We start from the raw sequence: 17405 nt of genomic DNA, 5'->3' as shown, positions 1-17405 counted from the left end.
AGCGTTTAGTGCCTGACAGGTCGATTACAGGATCGGTGGCACGGCATCGAAAGTCATCGCTACTACGCCGGTGTAATCACCCGGCTCGAAGGTAGTACCCAATGCCTTGATATTGAGCGGTGCGCGGTAGTTCACGTCGGATTCGGCCTCACCCACAACCATTTGCGGCGTCAAGGTCAGCACCTTGTTGTTAAGCATGACTTGCAGATCGATAGATTCGGAACCGGAGATCAGTTTCGGCACACTTTCCAGGCTGGCGTGAACCGAACCGTTGTTGTTGCGCACGTCGAAGAAGCCGTTGACTTCGCCCATCCTGCCGGTACTCGGCTGATAGCTCATGTCCTGATCCTTGTTGACCAGGTCAGGGTCGGTCGGCACCACGTAGAAGCCGTTGGTGGGTACGTGGGCGATGAGGCTGATGGAGTGACGAGCTTCGCCCGCGCCGAAAGCCATGGAGGAACCCAGTGCCAGAACAGCCAATGGAGCAGCAATAGCGAATTTCTTGAACATCGTTCAGTACCTGTTTTCTAGATGAGGATCGGTTCATTGAAAGTTCAAACAACGCGTACCGGTGATGGGGTTGTGTTGTTTTGGACTTTCAACGCCGGGGCATGATCGACTGTTCGTTCTGGAATGTAAGCAGGCAACTTCCTATGAGCACGTAGTTAAAGAGCCCCACGACCAGAAAGAAAAAAGAACAAAAAATCAAAATATAAAACAGTAACTGTAAGTTCTTCCCTACATACAGTTTTAACTAAAAAACCATACAGCGATCAGAACCAGTAACCATGGGACTTTTGAGTTTTTTAGAATATAAACTCAATTAAAAATAGAGCAATAACTTTAATTTTAGAGAGCAGTCTCCCTATGAAAAGAATTTGCCTGACGTATCCGTAAAATCTCCACCGCTCGAGTCCCCCCACTCGTCGACTGAAAGACAAGTCCCACAAAAAAGCCTTGCTCGCGACTCAAGATATATCTTAAGTTGTATCTAAACACGACAGAGAGAAGAAAAAATGAGAGACCATCATTCCCCCCACCGAGAACACGGCGACGGCCGCGACGGCTTCGAGAAACGCCCCGGCCGCGAACGCGGCGGTCGCGGCCCCCGTGTCTTCGCCCCCGGCGACCTGAAACTGTTGCTGTTGGCGTTGATCGCCGAGCAGCCGTGTCACGGCTATGACTTGATCCGCCAGATTGAAAGCATGTTCGACGGCGCCTACAGCCCGAGTCCCGGCGTGATTTACCCGACCCTGACCTTTCTTGAGGAAAGCGAAATGATCCTGGGTGACGCTGAAGGCGGAAAAAAACGCTACAGCGTGACCGATGCCGGTCGTCATTCCTTAAGTGAGCAGGCGATAGCCCTGGATGGCGTACGCATGCGCATCGACGTCAGCAAACGTTCATTGCGTGGCCACGACCGCCCGGCGGAGATCCACGAAGCGGTGCACAACTTGCGCCATGCCTTACAAATGCACCATGGCCGCTGGAGCCAGGAAGAAATCCTGCGGGTACGCGATCTGCTCAATAACACGGCCAAAGCCATCGTCGACGGCCCTGCCGTTCAACCCGTTCAGGAGAGCGCCGAATGACCGACATTATCCTGCAGTCCCCTTCCATTCACCGTGTCAGCCACGAGATCAAACGCCGTCGTCTGGAAGTGCTGCGGGTGGTCGACCTGACCCCGCGTATGCGCAGGATTACGCTGGGCGGTCCGGAGCTTGCGGGCTTCGTCAGCCTCGGAACGGATGACCACGTCAAATTGCTGTTCCCACAAAACGCAGCGCAACAAGCGGCGCTTGAAACCCTGGTATTCGGTGCCGGCAAGGACAATGGGCCGATGCCCGCGATGCGCGACTACACGCCTCGTCGTTACGACCTGGATACGCTGGAACTGGACATCGACTTCGTGCTGCACGGCGATGGCCCTGCCTCGAGCTGGGCCGAGCAGGCCAAACCCGGCCAATTTCTGCACATTGGCGGGCCACGGGGCTCGATGATCGTGCCGGACATCTTCGACAGCTATCTGCTGATCGGTGACGAAACCGCCCTGCCCGCCATCGCCCGCCGCCTCGAAGGCCTGGCCGCCAATCGGCGTGCGCTGGTGATCGTGGAAGTGGAAAACGGCGCCGAACAACAACGCCTAGAAAGCAGCGCGCAGGTCGATGTGATCTGGGTGCTGCGTGAAGTTGGCAGGAATAACCTGCTGACCACCGTGCAACAGATCGAGGTGCCCGATGGCAATCTGTATGCGTGGGTGGCGACCGAATCCAAAGTGTCGCGGCAGATTCGCCGGGTATTGCTCGATGAGCATGGCCTGAACGAGCAATTTGTGAAGGCTGTCGGCTACTGGCGACTGGATGACAGTGACGAGGAATAACCGCAACACTGTGATTGCATGCTTTTTGTGGCGAGGGAGCTTGCTCCCGTTCGGCTGCGAAGCAGTCGTAAAACCGGTTGGCGCGGTTTGCCTGATACATAGCGTCAACCGGGTTTGGGCTTGCTTCGCAAGCCAACGGGAGCAAGCTCCCTCGCCACAGTCGATATTCACTTCCGAGCTGTGCGCCACCGATCCAATCCAACCACCAGCAGCGCAATCAGCACAAACCCCGCCAACAATCCCCCTGCATTCACAAACACCTGTGGGTAACCCAACTTGTCCACATCTATGAATGGATAGGGATAAGTCGCCAGCAGATGCCCGCGCCATAACGCATAGCCAAAGTACACCAGCGGATAGATCACCCATAACGCAATGTGCCGCAACCGCAACATACCTTTGGGCACACCGAACCACCAATAAGCCAGAAACAGCAGCGGCATGACGTCGTGCATCAGCTCATCGGCCAGCCATTGCCAGCCTTCGGGGTGCCACAAATGGCGCAACAACAGGCTGTACGCCAAACCGACCACGGCGATGCTCACCGCAATCCCACTGCTTACCCACGGCTGCAAAAACCAACGCCGCGCTGCCGATTCTCGGGACGTCAGTTCACAGGTCAGCACCACCGCCACCAGCGTGTTGGTCAGCACAGTGAAAAAACTGAAAAAACTCACCAGCCCACCCAGCAGACTGGCCCCGACACTCCAGCGTGAGTAGAAAATCAGGTACATCTGAATGCTTAAGCCCGCCCAACCCAGAATCGCCGCCACGGCAACACAACGACCTCTTGCGGTCGAGGGTATGACCATGCTCAGACCGGACGCTTGGTGCGCATCAGTTTCACGTACAAGCGTTCGACCTTCTCCCGCGCCCATGGGGTTTTGCGCAGGAAGGTCAGACTCGACTTGATGCTCGGGTCACTCTTGAAGCAGCGGATGTCGATGCGCTCGGCCAGCCCCGACCATTCGTAATGTTCAACCAGGGCGTTGAGGATCTGTTCCAGCGTCACGCCGTGCAGCGGGTTGGTGTTCTGTTCGGTCATGCCGGGCCTTCGAGCGATGAAAGGATTGGAAGTCGCGCACCTTAGCCGAGGGCTTCGTTGGGGGGAAGCGATCTGTTTGCTGATCAGTTAACTGTAGGTGAATCAGAAAAGATCGCAGCCTTCGGCAGCTCCAGATACCGTGAACGCCGCCGACCCCGTAGGAGCCAGGCTTGCCGTAATGCCAGTCAGTTAAGCGCAATCCATGTGGGAGCGGGCTTGCTCGCGAAGACGGCGGCATAGTCAACATTGATGTCGCCTGACACACCGCTTTCGCGAGCAAGCCCGCTCCCACAGGTATCGCACCTTAACTGACTGGCATTAAGGCTTGCCGGCGAAGGCGTTTTCATCGGTGCGATATGACGTGAGGCTGCGAAGGCTGCGATCTGTTTCAGCACACTATTACCAAATCCGAAATGATCCATGTCAGTAAAAGCCCTTTCTCTCTGTGTAACAGAACATTATCCTTACGCCCGTCCAGCTGAAACGCTTCTCCCCCTGCTTCATTCCTGCTTGCGTTCAGTCACCCCTTTAGAAAAAGACCAAGAATTCCTTCTCTATGCCTGATTTTCAAACTCCGCGAGACAGCGCTGTCTTCCCCCCTGTGGTCAGCCGAAAAGCCCTGAACCTGATCGGCGGGTTCACCGCTTTGGGCCTCGCCACCTGCACTCAGGCCGCGCCGGCCTTCGATAGCGATTCGCCGTGGATGCTCGGCGACTGGAACGGCGCGCGCACCGAACTTTCGGAAAAAGGCTACGATTTCAAGGTCGATTACACCGGTGAAATGGGCAGCAATCTGCACGGCGGCTACGACCATGACCGCACCGCTCGCTATAGCGACCAGTTCGGCTTTGGTACCCACCTGGACTTGCAGAAGATTCTCGGCTGGGACGACGCTGAGTTTCAGCTGACCATCACCGAACGCAACGGCAACAACATCAGCAACGACCGGATCAACGACCCGCGTGTCGGCGGTTTCACCTCGGCTCAGGAAGTCTGGGGCCGTGGCCAGACCTGGCGTCTTACGCAGATGTGGTATCAGCAGAAATTCTTCGATCAGAAGCTCGACATCAAAGTCGGCCGCTTCGGCGAGGGCGAAGACTTCAACAGCTTCCCCTGCGACTTCCAGAACCTGGCGTTCTGCGGCTCCCAGGTCGGCAACTGGGTGGGTGACATCTGGTACAACTGGCCGGTCAGCCAGTGGGCGCTGCGGGTCAAATATCACCTGACGCCGCAGCTCTACGCGCAAATCGGGGCTTACGAGCAAAACCCGTCCAATCTGGATCGCGACAACGGTTTCAAGCTCAGCGGCAGCGGCACCCAAGGCGCGATCCTGCCGGTGGAACTGGTCTGGACCCCGAAGCTCAACGACTTGCCGGGTGAATACCGCGCCGGTTATTACTACAGCAATGCCAAGGCCACCGACGTCTACAAGGACAGTAACGGCCAGCCAGCCGCGCTGAGTGGCGAGGCTTATCGCAGCGCATCGAGCAAGCATGGTGTGTGGCTGGGTGTGCAGCAGCAGCTGACCAGCCGCGCCAGTGACAACTCACGTGGGTTGAGCGTGTTCGCCAACGGCACGATGCATGACAAGAAGACCAACGCCATCGACAACTATGTCCAGGCCGGCCTCGTCTACAAAGGCTTGTTCGATGCCCGAGCCAGAGACGACATCGGTTTCGCCCTGGCCCGTGTCCACGTCAACCCGGCCTACCGCAAGAACGCCGAGGCCACCAACCAGGCCCGCGCCGTCTACGACTATGACGACCCGTCGTTCCTGCCACCACAAGACACCGAATACAGCGCCGAACTCTATTACGGCGTGCACGTCACGAACTGGCTGACCGTGCGCCCGAACCTGCAATACATCCGCCACCCCGGTGGCGTGGACAAGGTCGATGACGCGCTGATTGGCGGGATCAAGATCCAGTCGTCGTTCTGACGAACCGCGCAAAAAATGTGGGAGCGGGCTTGCTCGCGAAAGCGGTCTATCAGTCAACCAGGATGTTGAATGTGATGGCCTCCTCGCGAGCAAGCCCGCTCCCACAGGGATTGCGGCGTTCAAATACTCAACTGAACACTTTTTAACCTGAACCCTGCCCGCGCTAGATCGTCATCTACAGTGAACTTGCGCGGGACTACTTAAAATGTCACGGAGAATCACACTATGAGCACTGATGGTGCTTTGAGTCGAAGCCGTCTGCTGCCGAGCCTGCTCGGTATCGTGCTTCTGCTAATGGGCCTTGCCTTGCTGGCCGGGGGGATCAAGCTAAGCATGCTCGGCGGCTCGCTGTATTACCTGCTGGCCGGTATCGGCCTGATGCTGACCGGGGGGCTGCTGCTTGCCGACCGTTTTGCGGCGCTGAGCCTGTACGCGGTGGTGCTGTTCGCCAGTACGGTCTGGGCACTGTGGGAAGTCGGTCTGGACTGGTGGCAACTGGTGCCACGTCTGGCGCTGCTCTTTGCCCTCGGTATCGTCATGCTGCTGCCATGGTTTCGTCGCCCATTGCGTACCGGCGAATTCAACGCGATCGGCACCGGCGTGCTGAGCGCTGCCGTGGTCATCGCCGGTATCGCCGCGCTGGCCAGCCTGTTCACCAACCCCGGTGAAATCAAAGGCGAACTGGATCGTGACGCCGTGCCTGGCATGACCAACACCGCCCCGGCCATGCCCGAAGGTGACTGGAACTCCTACGGCCGCAGCGCCCATGGCGATCGCTACTCGCCACTGGCGCAGATCACGCCGCAGAACGTCAGCAAACTGGTGCCCGCCTGGACCTACCGCACCGGCGACCTGCCTGGCCCGAACGACCCGGGCGAAACCACCGCCGAAAACACCCCGCTCAAAGCCAACGGCATGCTCTATGTCTGCACGCCGCACAGCCAGGTGATCGCGCTGGACCCGGACACCGGCAAGGAACTCTGGCGTTTCGATCCGAAGCTCTCCACGCAGAACGCGGCGAACTTCAAGGGTTGGGCGCACATGACCTGCCGTGGCGTGACCTATCACGATGACGCCGCCTACGCATCCGAGCAGAGCCCGACCGGCACCGCCAATGCGCCGGTGACCAGCGTCTGCCCGCGCCGGATCTTCCTGCCGACCGCCGACACCCGTCTGATCGCCCTGAACGCCGACACCGGCAAAATGTGCGAAGACTTCGGCAACGGGGGCCAGGTTGACCTGACGACCAACATCGGTGAATTCACCGCCGGCGGTTATTACTCGACTTCGCCACCGGCGGTCACCAAAGATCTGGTGGTGATTGGCGGCCACGTGACCGACAACGTTTCCATCGACGAACCAAGCGGTGTAATCCGCGCGTTCGACGTGCACACCGGCAAACTGGTGTGGAACTGGGACAGCGGTAACCCGGACGACACCACGCCGATTGCCGAAGGCAAGGTCTACACCCGCAACTCGCCGAACATGTGGTCCATCTTCAGCGTCGACGAAAAACTCGGCATGATCTACCTGCCGATGGGCAACCAGACCCCGGATCAGTTCGGTGGCGCGCGTACCCCTGAATCGGAACTGCACGCCGCCGGCCTGACCGCACTGGACATCGCCACCGGCAAGGTACGCTGGCACTTCCAGTTCACGCACCATGACCTGTGGGACATGGACGTCGGTGGCCAGCCAACCCTGATGGACCTGAAAACCGCAGACGGTGTGAAACCGGCGGTACTCGCGTCCACCAAGCAAGGCAGCATCTACGTGCTGGACCGCAGCAATGGTCAGCCGATCGTGCCGATCAAGGAAATCCCGGTGCCGCAAGGCGCGGTGGAAGGCGACCACACTTCGCCGACCCAACCGATGTCCGACCTGAACTTCGTGCCGCCGACCCTCAAGGAACGCGACATGTGGGGCGTGACCCCTTTCGATCAGATGCTGTGCCGGATCGACTTCAAATCCCTGCGTTACGACGGCATGTTCACCCCGCCGTCGCTGCAAGGCTCGCTGGTTTATCCCGGCAACTTCGGTGTGTTCGACTGGGGCGGTATCTCGGTTGACCCGGTTCGTCAGATTGCTTTCGTGAACCCGAGCTTTATGGCGTTCAAATCGAAACTGATCCCGGCCGCGGAAATCGCCAAACAAGGCCCTCGCGTCAGCGAAACCGAAGGCGTGCAGCCCAACAAAGGCGCGCCCTACGGCGTGATCCTCGAAGCACTGCTATCGCCAATGGGCCTGCCGTGCCAGGCACCGGCCTGGGGCTACGTGGCCGCAGTCGATTTGACCACCAACAAAACCATCTGGATGCACAAGAACGGCACCGTGCGCGACAGCGCGCCGGTCCCGATCCCACTGAGCATGGGCGTACCGAGCCTGGGCGGGGCCTTCACCACCGCCAGTGGCGTGGCCTTCCTGAGCGGCACCCTCGACCAGTACCTGCGCGCCTACGACGTGAAAAACGGCAAGCAACTGTGGGAAGGCCGCCTGCCAGCAGGCGCGCAAACCACACCAATGACCTACACCGGCAAAGACGGCAAGCAATACGTGCTCGTTGTTGCTGGCGGTCACGGATCGCTGGGCACCAAGCAAGGTGACTATGTGATTGCGTACAAACTGTCCGAGTAAGTTTTAACGGCAGTTAAAGCAAAGGCGACTCCTGCGAGGGGGTCGCCTTTTTTGTGGGCGCTGCAATCCCCGCCGTACCCAAAATCCCCTGTAAGAGCAAGGCTTGCCCGCGAAGGCGATTTTACATTCAACATTGATGTCGACTGACACACCGTCTTCGCGGGCAAGCCTTAATGCCAGTCAGTTAAGCGCAATACATGTGGGAGCGGGCTTGCTCGCGAAGACGGCGGCATAGTCAACATTGATGTCGCCTGACACGCCGCTTTCGCGAGCAAGCCCGCTCCCACAGGTATCGCACCTTAACTGACTGGCATTAGGGCAAGCCTCGCTCCTACAGTTGAACCTGGTACATCTGCGAGAGGGGGTCGGCTATAGGGCCACCAAGACCTGTCAAAACCCTGAACACACACGCTGAAATATCCAGAGCCATTGAAACCACCAAAAGCCTGCCCCATCTAAGACCCATACCCTATTGCGCAGGTGCCCCATGACCGACCAGCAAGAATTCCCTGAAGACACGAGCGAATACGCCGAAACAGACAACGTCGAACACCACTCCACCGGCAAAGGCCTCGCCCTGCCTGGCCAGAACCTGCCGGACAAGGTCTACATCATCCCGATCCACAACCGGCCCTTCTTCCCGGCGCAAGTACTGCCGGTGATCGTCAACGAAGAGCCGTGGGCCGAAACCCTCGAACTGGTGAGCCAATCCGATCACCACTCCCTGGCCCTGTTCTTCATGGACACTCCCCCGGAAGACCCGCGCCACTTCGACACCAAAGCCCTGCCGGAATACGGCACCCTGGTCAAAGTCCACCACGCCAGTCGCGAAAACGGCAAACTGCAATTCGTCGCCCAGGGCCTGACCCGGGTGCGCATCAAAAACTGGCTCAAACACCATCGCCCACCGTACCTGGTGGAAGTCGAATACCCGCACCAGCCCACCGAGCCGACCGACGAGGTCAAGGCCTACGGGATGGCGCTGATCAACGCGATCAAGGAACTGCTGCCGCTCAACCCGCTGTACAGCGAAGAACTGAAAAACTACCTCAACCGCTTCAGCCCCAACGACCCGTCACCGCTGACCGACTTCGCCGCCGCCCTCACATCGGCCACTGGCAGCGACTTGCAAGAAGTGCTCGACTGCGTGCCGATGCTCAAGCGCATGGAAAAAGTCCTGCCGATGCTGCGCAAGGAAGTCGAAGTCGCGCGCCTGCAGAAAGAAATCTCTGCCGAAGTTAACCGTAAGATCGGCGAGCATCAGCGCGAGTTCTTCCTCAAGGAACAACTCAAGGTCATCCAGCAAGAGTTGGGCCTGACCAAAGACGACCGCAGCGCCGACATCGAGCAGTTCGAGCAACGTCTGACGGGCAAGGTGTTGCCGCCCCAGGCGCAGAAACGCATCGAAGAGGAAATGAACAAGCTGTCGATCCTCGAGACCGGCTCGCCGGAATACGCGGTGACCCGCAACTACCTCGACTGGGCAACCTCAGTGCCCTGGGGCGTGTACGGAGAAGACAATCTCAACCTCAAACACGCGCGCAAGGTGCTGGACAAACACCACGCCGGCCTCGATGACATCAAGGACCGCATCCTCGAATTCCTCGCGGTCGGTGCCTATAAAGGCGAGATCAGCGGCTCCATCGTCCTGCTGGTGGGTCCGCCGGGCGTGGGCAAGACCAGCGTCGGCAAGTCCATCGCCGAATCCCTCGGTCGGCCGTTCTATCGCTTCAGCGTTGGCGGCATGCGCGATGAAGCCGAGATCAAGGGCCACCGCCGCACCTACATCGGTGCGCAGCCGGGCAAACTCGTCCACGCGTTGAAAGATGTCGAAGTGATGAACCCGGTGATCATGCTCGACGAGATCGACAAAATGGGCCAGAGCTACCAGGGCGACCCCGCCTCGGCGCTGCTGGAAACCCTCGATCCGGAACAGAACGTCGAATTCCTCGACCACTATCTGGATTTGCGCCTGGACCTGTCGAAAGTGCTGTTCGTCTGCACCGCCAACACCCTGGATTCGATTCCCGGCCCGTTGCTGGACCGGATGGAAGTGATTCGCCTGTCGGGCTACATCACCGAAGAAAAAGTCGCGATCGCCAAGCGTCACCTGTGGCCGAAACAGCTGGAAAAGGCCGGCGTGTCCAAAGGCAGCCTGAGCATCAGCGACAACGCCCTCAGAGCGTTGATCGACGGTTATGCCCGTGAAGCCGGGGTTCGCCAACTGGAAAAGAACCTCGGCAAATTGGTGCGCAAAGCCGTGATGAAGCTGCTCGACGAGCCGAAAGCGGTGATCAAACTCGGCCCGAAAGACCTGGAAGCCTCCCTCGGCCGACCGGTATTCCGCAATGAGCAAGTACTGTCCGGCATTGGCGTGATCACCGGGCTGGCCTGGACCAGTATGGGCGGCGCGACCCTGCCGATCGAAGCCACGCGCATTCACACCCTCAACCGTGGCTTCAAACTCACCGGGCAACTGGGGGACGTGATGAAAGAGTCGGCGGAAATCGCCTACAGCTACGTCAGCTCCCATCTGAAGCTATTTGGCGGTGATCCGACGTTCTTCGACGAAGCCTTCGTCCACCTCCACGTACCGGAAGGTGCCACGCCGAAAGATGGCCCGAGCGCCGGCGTGACCATGGCCAGCGCCCTGCTCTCGCTGGCCCGCAACCAGCCGCCGAAAAAAGGCGTAGCCATGACCGGTGAACTGACGCTGACCGGGCATGTATTGCCGATTGGCGGGGTGCGCGAGAAAGTCATCGCTGCGCGGCGGCAGAAGATTTTCGAGTTGATCCTGCCGGAGCCCAACCGCGGTAGCTTCGAAGAGCTGCCGGAGTATCTGAAAGAAGGGATTACCGTGCATTTTGCCAAGCGCTTTGCGGATGTGGCGAAGATTCTCTTCTGATAATGATGTAGTGCTCATGCGGCCGCTTTCGCGAGCAAGCCCGCTCCCACAGTGGTCCGGGGTGTTCACAAATCTTGTGTTCACCACAAAAACCTGTGGGAGCGGGCTTGCCCGCGAAGGCGTCGGCACTGACACCACAGCCCTCGGTTCTCTCCGCCCCGACTGTCACACTTTGTCTCATCTTCAGTTATGCTCGCCGTTCGTCGTGAATGCCGGAGCTGCTGATCTTATGTCCCCCACCCGCCTGTTGATCCCTCTCGCCCTCGCCCTGCTGAGCGCTTGCGCCACGCAATCGAAACAGAACGTGACAGTGGAAAAACAAAGCGAATGCCCGGTGCAACTGAACAACGGGCAAAACCTGATCCTGACCCTGCCAAGCAACCCGACCACGGGTTACCGCTGGGCGATCCAGGATTCGGCCGGTGGCGTGTTGCGTGCGCTCAGCCCCGAGGTCTATAGCAACCCGGAAGACGCCGGGGTCGTCGGCAGCGCCGGCCTTTCGACCTGGCGCTTCCAGGCCTTCGCCACCGGCACTGGCCGTTTGCGTCTGACCTATTCACAGCCATGGGCACCCGAAGTGCCGGCGGTGAAAACCTTCGACTGCGCCATCGCGGTTAACTGATCGTGGGCTGGCTGATTCTGGCGCTGATGGGCGCGGTGACCTTTGTTTATGGCCTGAGCGTGCATGCGACGCTGCTCTGCCTGCTGGTCAAACCGATGCCGGTGCTGGCCCTGCTCGGCTGGTTGCACGATGCACCGCCCAGTGACTATCGACGCTGGATCAGCCTGGGGTTGATTTTCTCCCTGGTCGGCGACGTGTTGCTGGCATGGCCGCAAGATTTGTTCGTGTTTGGCCTTGGCGCGTTTTTGGTCGCGCATTTGGCGTATCTGAAGGCTTATTTGAGCGATTGCCGGCGTCTGGCACTGTTGCCGTTGATCATTGCGTTGAGCGCCGGCGCGGTACTGCTGGGGATTCTGATTGCCAATGGCTTGGGACCGCTGCTGATCCCGGTGATCGTCTACGGGCTGGCCATCAGCGCCATGCTCTGGCGCGCGCTGGCCCGACTCGGCACCGACGTGCCCAAACGCTCGGCGCTGCTGGCGGCGGCGGGCGCAGTGGCGTTTGTGTTTTCTGACAGTGTGATTGGCATTAACCGGTTTGTGATGCCATTCCATGCTGCGCCTTACGTGATCATCCTCAGCTATTGGCTGGGGCACTGGGGGATTGCAGCATCGGCGTTCGCCCAGAAACCGCGCTGAATTCTTCGCGAGCAAGCCCGCTCCCACATTTGATTAGTGCTGAACATCTTTCTTGCGTCCGACTAGAACCACTGTGGGAGCGGGCTTGCTCGCGAAAGCGGTATAGCTGAAGACGCAGACCTCAACGCCCTACCACGGCGGTTTATCAGACAACCCGCGCATCCACGCGCCAACTTGGCTAAAATGCCGGCCTTTTCCACCTACGCCGCTGGAACCGCCGTGAGCAAAGAATCCGATCGCCTTTTCGCCCAGCCTTTGACCCAGGTGCCTGACTTCGCCTTTAACGAGGACGTGGTTCGGGTGTTCCCGGACATGATCAAGCGCTCGGTGCCGGGTTATCCGACCATCGTGGAAAACCTTGGCGTGCTCGCCGCGCAGTTCGCCCAGCCCAACAGCGTGCTCTACGACCTGGGCTCGTCTCTCGGCGCGGTGACTCAGGCCTTGCGCCGTCACGTGCGCACCGACGGTTGTCGGGTGATCGCTGTGGATAACTCCGCAGCCATGGTCGAGCGTTGCCGCGAATACCTCAACGGCCAGGACTCGATGTTCCAGGAGTTGCTGCCGGTGGAAGTAATCGAAGGCGACATCCTTGCCCTGGAATTCCAACCGGCCTCAGTGGTGGCGCTGAACTTCACCCTGCAATTCATTGCCCCGGACCAGCGCACCGCGCTGCTCTCGCGCATCCGCCAATCGCTGTTGCCCGGAGGCGCGCTGATCCTTTCAGAGAAGCTGCGCTTCAACGACCCCGAAGAACACGCGCTGCTCACCGACCTGCATGTGGCCTTCAAACGCGCCAACGGCTACAGCGAACTGGAAATCGCCCAGAAGCGCAGCGCCATCGAAAATGTCATGAAGCCCGACAGCCTCGAAGAACACCGCGAGCGCCTGCTGGCCGCCGGGTTCTCGAAAGTCGTGCCGTGGTTCCAGTGTCTAAACTTTGCCTCGTTGATTGCCTTGCCATGATTGATCTGTCCCCCCTCGCCCGCCGTCTGGCCGGTACTCCGCTGGCCGAATGGGCCAACACCCTGCAAGCACAACTCGACCAGAAAATGGAAAAAGGTCACGGCGACCTGGAACGTTGGCAGAGTGCGCTGGACGCGTTGCCGAAGATTCAGCCAAGCGAAGTCGACTTGTTGAATGGCTTGAAACTCGATACCGATTGCGACGACGAAACCCGCGCCCAAATGCGCACCGCGCTGATGGGTTTATCGCCCTGGCGCAAAGGGCCGTTCGACCTGTTCGGCGTGCATGTCGACACTGAATGGCGTTCGGACTGGAAGTGGTCCCGGGTAGCTCCGCACCTGGACCTGAAAGGCAAACGCATCCTCGATGTCGGCTGCGGCAACGGTTACTACATGTGGCGCATGCTCGGCGCCGGGGCCGACAGCGTGATCGGCGTCGACCCGAACTGGCTGTTTTTCTGCCAGTTCCAGGCGGTACAGCGTTACCTGTCCGAGCCCAATGCCTGGCACTTGCCGTTTCCCTTTGAGGATCTTCCTTCCAATCTGGAAGGCTTCGACACAGTGTTTTCCATGGGCGTGTTCTACCATCGCCGTTCACCGATCGAGCATTTGCTGGCGCTGAAGGATTGCCTGGTCAAGGGCGGTGAACTGGTGCTGGAGACGCTGGTGATCGAAGGCGATCAGCAGCAGGTGTTGGTGCCGGAAGACCGTTACGCGCAGATGCGTAACGTGTGGTTCCTGCCATCGGTGCCGGCGCTGGAACTGTGGCTGCGCCGCGCCGGGTTCAGCGACGTGCGTTGCGTGGATGTGAGCGTGACCACGGTCGAGGAACAGCGCGGGACGGAGTGGATGAAGTATCAGTCGTTGAGCGACTTCCTTGACCCGGAAGATCACAGCAAAACGATCGAAGGGCTGCCGGCGCCGATGCGCGCGGTGATTGTTGCCCGCAAATAAAACACCGATCTCCCAAACAATGGAGATCCCCATGTGGGAGCGGGCTTGCTCGCGAATACGGACTAACATTCAACAGAGATGTTGACTGATCCACCGCTTTCGCGAGCAAGCCCGCTCCCATATTGATGTGTGTTTTAGTCTGCTGGTTTTGCTCTACGGGCCTTGAAAAACTCACTCAACACCGCGCTGCATTCCTCCGCCAACACCCCGCCCTCATACAACACCCGATGATTCAAAAAGCCCTGGGTAAAAAACTGCCCCTGGCTCTGCACAATCCCGGCCTTCGGCTCCAGCGCGCCATACACCACCCGTGCAATCCGCGAATGCACGATCAGCCCGGCGCACATGCTGCACGGCTCAAGGGTCACGTAGAGCGTGCTGCCCGGCAGGCGATAGTTGCTCGCGGCCAGGGCAGCAGCGCGAATCGCGACCATCTCGGCGTGGGCGCTGGGGTCGTTGCCGCTGATCGGGCAATTGAAACCGCGCCCGATGATTTCACCATCCTGCACCAGCACCGCGCCCACCGGCACTTCACCCAGTGCCGCGCCTTGAGCGGCCAGGGCCAGGGCTTCGCGCATGAAGTCGCGATCATGGCTACGGTCGATGATCGCTACGGGACGAATCTGACGCATCACGCCACCTCGATGGCGGCCATCAGGCCGGTTTCCATGTGGTCGACCACATGGCAGTGGAACATCCAGACCCCAGGGTTATCCGCCACCAGCGCCACTTGCGCGCGCTCGTTCTTGCCCAACAGGTAGGTGTCGGTGAAGTATGGGATGACCTTGTGCCGGTTCGAGGCAATGACCTTGAAGCTCATGCCATGCAAATGGATCGGGTGCTGATACTGAGTCATATTCTTCAATTCGAAAATATAGCTTTTGCCCTTTTCGAGCTTGGCAATCGGTCGATCGGCGCAGGTCTTGTCGGTGATGTCCCAGGCCTTGCCGTTGATCTGCCACAGGCTTGGCGGCTTGCCGTTTTCGACGTTGACCGACACCGAGCCTACCCATTCAAAATTGAAGTTGAGTTTCTCGGCATTGGCCAGGTCCGGCTCGGCCACCGGGTTGGCGGGCAGCGCTGCTGGCCATTCGGTCGGTGCATCGGTGTTCGCCACTGAGCGGAAGGTGCCCAGGCGTACCGGGCCATTGCGCAGGGATAACTCTTCGCCGGCCGGCGGTGCCTTGATTGCCAGGCAAATGCGCATGCCAGGACCCAGCCAGTATTCCTTGCCCAATGGGCGCGGTGCAATCGGATTGCCGTCCAGTGCGTAGATCTGCGCATCGACGCCGGGAATGTTGAGGCGGTACGTCAGGGTATTGTCGAGGTTGAGCAGGCGTACGCGAGTGATCTGCCCGGCGGGCAAGTCGATCACCGCTTGCGAGACGCCATTGATGGTCGACAAGCGCCCCGCCGTGCCGCCACGGGCCGCTTCGCGAGGAATGCTGAACGCCACGAAAGCGCCCTCTTCATCGACGTGCCAGCTCTTGAGGCTCAAGGTCTTTTCGTATTTGAAACCGGTGGGCTCGCGCTCTTCGATAATCAACGGGCCGACCAACCCGCGACCCAGTTCTTCGCTGCTGTTCACGTGCGGGTGATACCAGTAGCTGCCGGCGTCGGGTACGCGGAATTTGTAGTCGAAGTATTCGCCCGGCAGCACCGGCAATTGCGAGACGTACGGCACGCCGTCCATTTCCAGCGGCAGGCGGATGCCGTGCCAGTGAATGGTAGTCGCCACCGGCAGATGGTTGATGAAGCGCACCCGCAGCCATTCGCCCTGACGCACGCGCAATTCAGTGCCCGGCGCCGACGGGCCAAAGGCCCAGGCCTGGGTTGTGTGCCCGGCCACCAGTTCGACGTCCAACGGTGCGGCGATCAGCTCATAGTCGTGGCCAGCGTCAGCGTCGGCCATCTTGCCCAGCCAGTAACGCGACGCGCCACCAGCCCCCACGCCAACCACCACAAGACCGGCCAGACCACCGAGTATTTGTCGACGGGTAAAGGACATGAACTCAACTACCTCACGTATCAGCCACAGGCGCGGGGCCTGGAAAAGGCGAATACGATACACCTGCGGTTGAGAAACAGTAAGGGCAGCACGGCGGATGGTCACAGTCAAAGCATGGCTGGCAATGTATCTGTGTTCAACCTCAGCTAATTGATTGAAATGAAACCCGGTGGCGAGGGGGCTTGTCGGAACGCCGCATCGCCCCGTTCGGCTGCTAAGCAGTCGTAAAACCATCCAGCGCGATATGTCAGATGCAATGCGATTACAGAATTTGAGGCCATTTCGCTGATCGTTATTCAGTCGCTGTAAATCAGCGAATTACCCTACAGCCATTTCCACCTTTCCCGACTTCTTTCCTGATCGATCCCCCGCAAAGTCCCCGCGCCTAATTTTCTGCGCCAGGGATTGCTCATGTTCGAACCGGTTTTGCATCGAACAAGAACTCGACAGTAAGGCCTGTTATCTCTGAGGCAGATAGATTTTATGACCGCTTCGCGCTCAATCGCGGGCAAGCCACGCTCCCACAGGATGTCGGTGATCTGTAGGAGCGAGGCTTGCCCGCGAAGGCGGTCTTATAGTTGGCGAAATTTCTGGGCAAGGTCGTCGGAAGTTTCCTTCAAGCCGTAGCGGTTTCCATGAACTGGTGTGAAATGTTTTCCATCGATAGTCTTTGGTGGTCACTGAAAATTCAGTGGCGGGGTGTAGGAGCCCTTCAAAGCCGTTGGAAATGTATTGGCGTCGAAGCTTGGTTTGCGGCCGTTAACGTGCGTCCGTAAGATCAGTTGCGGCGGCTATGCGCGGGCACGCTTCGGCGTGGTCGAGTTTTCCAAAGGCCTCGATATTCCTACCCCGCGCATAGCTGCCACCCTAGCCTGTAGGAAGGCTGATGGCAGTTCCTATTTATTGCCTTTGGAACTTGAAAATGAAAACACTACATCCCGATCCGCCCTACGAAAATCCAATTCCCCACCCCGACAACCGCTTCATGGCACTCACCGGCAACTGCAACGACATGCCCACCCTGTTCGTCGATACCCACGCGCCGCTCGATGTTTTGTATGACGCTGCCAGCTATCGAATTCGCGCCGTCACTCAGGTGCTTGAGAACATGTCGATGCGCGGTTCGGTCGAGTGTGAGTCCTTCATTCTCAGCGACTTTGCCTTGCTCTGCGCCATTCCATTGCGCGATGGGTGCGATGTGCTGGATGTAATTGGGCGGCGTTTGCGGGCTCGGCCTTCGGACTAACGTTGCTGAATGATCGTTCCCACGCTCTGCGTCACTAGTGTCCGGTAAACATGTTTCATAGCTGAAGGCTGC

The 17405-nt window shown here is 59.1% G+C and carries 15 protein-coding genes; 10 read left to right on the top strand and 5 right to left on the bottom strand.

The genetic code is table 11. The features are described from left to right. Positions 1-24: 24 nt before the first annotated feature. Positions 25-510: a CS1 type fimbrial major subunit gene (locus IC37_RS22380; RefSeq protein ID WP_030129577.1), complete on the bottom strand. Its 486-nt coding sequence runs from the start codon at positions 508-510 to the stop codon at positions 25-27. Between the two features lie 506 nt (positions 511-1016). On the opposite strand from IC37_RS22380, the gene IC37_RS22375 reads away from it, so the two are divergent. After that, a complete protein-coding gene (locus IC37_RS22375) occupies positions 1017-1592 on the top strand; it encodes a PadR family transcriptional regulator (RefSeq protein ID WP_030129576.1) in 576 nt (191 codons plus the stop codon). Further along, a complete protein-coding gene (locus tag IC37_RS22370) occupies positions 1589-2380 on the top strand; it encodes a siderophore-interacting protein (RefSeq protein ID WP_030129575.1) in 792 nt (263 codons plus the stop codon). Before IC37_RS22375 ends, IC37_RS22370 begins: the two co-directional genes overlap by 4 nt. Before the next feature lie 167 nt (positions 2381-2547). On the opposite strand, the gene IC37_RS22365 is transcribed toward IC37_RS22370, so the two are convergent. Together IC37_RS22365 and IC37_RS22360 are read right to left on the bottom strand one after the other, a co-directional pair. Beyond that, positions 2548-3192, bottom strand: coding sequence for a Pr6Pr family membrane protein (locus tag IC37_RS22365; RefSeq protein ID WP_030129574.1), 645 nt, complete (start codon positions 3190-3192; stop codon positions 2548-2550). Between the two features lie 2 nt (positions 3193-3194). Next, entirely contained in the window at positions 3195-3425 is a 231-nt protein-coding gene (locus IC37_RS22360; RefSeq protein ID WP_007941719.1) for a VF530 family DNA-binding protein, read from the bottom strand. 556 nt (positions 3426-3981) lie between these two features. Here IC37_RS22360 and IC37_RS22355 point away from each other — a divergent pair. The 7 genes from IC37_RS22355 (at position 3982) to cmoB (ending at position 14079) form a co-directional block, all read left to right on the top strand. Continuing rightward, complete coding sequence (locus tag IC37_RS22355) at positions 3982-5364, top strand: carbohydrate porin (protein WP_030129573.1); 1383 nt, start codon at positions 3982-3984, stop codon at positions 5362-5364. 225 nt (positions 5365-5589) lie between these two features. Continuing rightward, on the top strand, positions 5590-7998 hold the full coding sequence (locus IC37_RS22350; protein WP_030129572.1) for a glucose/quinate/shikimate family membrane-bound PQQ-dependent dehydrogenase: 2409 nt from the start codon (positions 5590-5592) through the stop codon (positions 7996-7998). A 487-nt stretch (positions 7999-8485) separates the two neighbouring features. Beyond that, the gene (gene lon / locus IC37_RS22345) at positions 8486-10903 is read left to right on the top strand and encodes an endopeptidase La (protein WP_030129571.1); all 2418 of its coding nucleotides are present in this window, start codon (positions 8486-8488) and stop codon (positions 10901-10903) included. 229 nt (positions 10904-11132) lie between these two features. Further along, complete coding sequence (locus IC37_RS22340; RefSeq protein WP_030129570.1) at positions 11133-11525, top strand: protease inhibitor I42 family protein; 393 nt, start codon at positions 11133-11135, stop codon at positions 11523-11525. 2 nt (positions 11526-11527) lie between these two features. Further along, positions 11528-12163 carry a lysoplasmalogenase gene (locus IC37_RS22335; protein ID WP_030129569.1) on the top strand — a complete coding sequence of 212 codons (636 nt, stop codon included), beginning with the start codon at positions 11528-11530 and terminating at the stop codon, positions 12161-12163. Between the two features lie 183 nt (positions 12164-12346). Then, positions 12347-13126 (top strand): carboxy-S-adenosyl-L-methionine synthase CmoA, encoded by a 780-nt coding sequence (gene cmoA, locus IC37_RS22330; RefSeq protein ID WP_177409423.1) that lies wholly within the window; start codon positions 12347-12349, stop codon positions 13124-13126. Further along, positions 13123-14079, top strand: coding sequence for a tRNA 5-methoxyuridine(34)/uridine 5-oxyacetic acid(34) synthase CmoB (gene cmoB, locus IC37_RS22325; protein WP_030129567.1), 957 nt, complete (start codon positions 13123-13125; stop codon positions 14077-14079). Before cmoA ends, cmoB begins: the two co-directional genes overlap by 4 nt. Before the next feature lie 134 nt (positions 14080-14213). Here cmoB and tadA read toward each other — a convergent pair whose 3' ends face one another. Next, complete coding sequence (gene tadA / locus IC37_RS22320; RefSeq protein ID WP_030129566.1) at positions 14214-14711, bottom strand: tRNA adenosine(34) deaminase TadA; 498 nt, start codon at positions 14709-14711, stop codon at positions 14214-14216. Continuing rightward, positions 14711-16087 carry a multicopper oxidase family protein gene (locus tag IC37_RS22315; RefSeq protein ID WP_030129565.1) on the bottom strand — a complete coding sequence of 459 codons (1377 nt, stop codon included), beginning with the start codon at positions 16085-16087 and terminating at the stop codon, positions 14711-14713. The genes tadA and IC37_RS22315 overlap by 1 nt, the downstream gene beginning before the upstream one ends. Before the next feature lie 922 nt (positions 16088-17009). Between IC37_RS22315 and IC37_RS22310 the strand changes: the two genes are divergently transcribed. After that, the gene (locus IC37_RS22310; RefSeq protein ID WP_030129564.1) at positions 17010-17333 is read left to right on the top strand and encodes a hypothetical protein; all 324 of its coding nucleotides are present in this window, start codon (positions 17010-17012) and stop codon (positions 17331-17333) included. Positions 17334-17405: the final 72 nt, after the last annotated feature.

Origin of the sequence: Pseudomonas sp. QTF5, from assembly GCF_000512695.2 — a bacterium.
GTDB lineage: Bacteria > Pseudomonadota > Gammaproteobacteria > Pseudomonadales > Pseudomonadaceae > Aquipseudomonas.
This window is presented reverse-complemented; position numbering and strand designations above follow the sequence as displayed.

Bases quoted from the DNA above. Each gene is read 5' to 3' on its own strand.
- IC37_RS22380 (WP_030129577.1), bottom strand. From the start codon at position 510: ATGTTCAAGAAATTCGCTATTGCTGCTCCATTGGCTGTTCTGGCACTG.
- IC37_RS22375 (WP_030129576.1), top strand. From the start codon at position 1,017: ATGAGAGACCATCATTCCCCCCACCGAGAACACGGCGACGGCCGCGAC.
- IC37_RS22370 (WP_030129575.1), top strand. From the start codon at position 1,589: ATGACCGACATTATCCTGCAGTCCCCTTCCATTCACCGTGTCAGCCAC.
- IC37_RS22365 (WP_030129574.1), bottom strand. From the start codon at position 3,192: ATGGTCATACCCTCGACCGCAAGAGGTCGTTGTGTTGCCGTGGCGGCG.
- IC37_RS22360 (WP_007941719.1), bottom strand. From the start codon at position 3,425: ATGACCGAACAGAACACCAACCCGCTGCACGGCGTGACGCTGGAACAG.
- IC37_RS22355 (WP_030129573.1), top strand. From the start codon at position 3,982: ATGCCTGATTTTCAAACTCCGCGAGACAGCGCTGTCTTCCCCCCTGTG.
- IC37_RS22350 (WP_030129572.1), top strand. From the start codon at position 5,590: ATGAGCACTGATGGTGCTTTGAGTCGAAGCCGTCTGCTGCCGAGCCTG.
- lon (WP_030129571.1), top strand. From the start codon at position 8,486: ATGACCGACCAGCAAGAATTCCCTGAAGACACGAGCGAATACGCCGAA.
- IC37_RS22340 (WP_030129570.1), top strand. From the start codon at position 11,133: ATGTCCCCCACCCGCCTGTTGATCCCTCTCGCCCTCGCCCTGCTGAGC.
- cmoA (WP_177409423.1), top strand. From the start codon at position 12,347: ATGCCGGCCTTTTCCACCTACGCCGCTGGAACCGCCGTGAGCAAAGAA.
- cmoB (WP_030129567.1), top strand. From the start codon at position 13,123: ATGATTGATCTGTCCCCCCTCGCCCGCCGTCTGGCCGGTACTCCGCTG.
- tadA (WP_030129566.1), bottom strand. From the start codon at position 14,711: ATGCGTCAGATTCGTCCCGTAGCGATCATCGACCGTAGCCATGATCGC.
- IC37_RS22315 (WP_030129565.1), bottom strand. From the start codon at position 16,087: ATGTCCTTTACCCGTCGACAAATACTCGGTGGTCTGGCCGGTCTTGTG.
- IC37_RS22310 (WP_030129564.1), top strand. From the start codon at position 17,010: ATGAAAACACTACATCCCGATCCGCCCTACGAAAATCCAATTCCCCAC.